General features: G+C 70.3%; 1 protein-coding gene. It reads left to right on the forward strand.

The genetic code is table 11. The features are described from left to right. The coding region (locus AC08OP_RS16030; protein WP_476614937.1) for a GTP-binding protein at nt 1-1,022 on the forward strand (1,022 nt) is incomplete at both ends.

Consider the following 1,022-nt stretch of genomic DNA (forward strand, 5'->3'; position numbering starts at 1 on the left):
GAGGGACGCCGGGTCGCGGTGGTGGTCAACGACATGAGCGAGGTCAACATCGACGCCTCGCTGGTCTCCGGCCGGGGCGGGGAACGCCTGGTCGAACTGACCAACGGCTGCATCTGCTGCACCCTGCGGGAGGACCTGCTCGACAGCGTGGGCGCACTGGCCCGCGAAGGCCGCTTCGACACCATCCTCATCGAGTCGACCGGCATCTCCGAGCCGATGCCGGTCGCGGCGACGTTCGACTGGACGTTCGAGGACGGCACCAGCCTCTCCGACCACGCCCGCCTCGACACCATGGTCACCGTGGTCGACGCCTCGACCTTCCTGACCGAGCTCGAGCGCGGCGACTACCTCGCCGAACGCTCCCTCGAGGCTGACGAGGACGACGAACGCGGCATCTCCGACCTGTTGATCGACCAGGTCGAGTTCGCCGACGTGCTGGTATTGAGCAAGACGGACCTGGCCACCTCCGAGCAGGCCGCCACCGTCGAAGGGCTGCTACGCAGGCTCAACCCGAACGCCCGGCTCGTCCGCGCCGGCCATGGAGTGATCGACCTGGCGGAGGTCCTCGACACCGAGCGTTACGACCCGATCACCGCGGCCACGTCGGCGGGCTGGGTCGAGGAACTGGCCGGCAACCACACCCCCGAGACCGAGGAGTACGGCATCCGCTCGGTCACCTACCGCGCGGACCGTCCCTTCCATCCCGCCCGGCTGGCCGACGCGCTGGCCGGCTGGGAGGGTGTGCTGCGCAGCAAGGGTTTCTGCCATATCGCCAGCCGTCCGCACACCCTGGCCGTCTGGTCCCAGGCCGGGCCGAACATGACCATCGAACCCGGCGAACTGCTCACCGGCCACACCGCCGGCCAGGAGCTGGTCTTCATCGGCGTCGGCCTGGACCCCGACGAACCGCGCCGACGCCTCGACCCGGCCCTGCTCACCGACGCCGAACTCGCCGCGGGCCCCACCGCCTGGCAACGGTTCGACGACCCGCTGCCCGCCTGGGACGACCTGGAGCCGCACCA

It is taken from the genome of Frankia sp. CeRuru1, assembly GCF_977966315.1.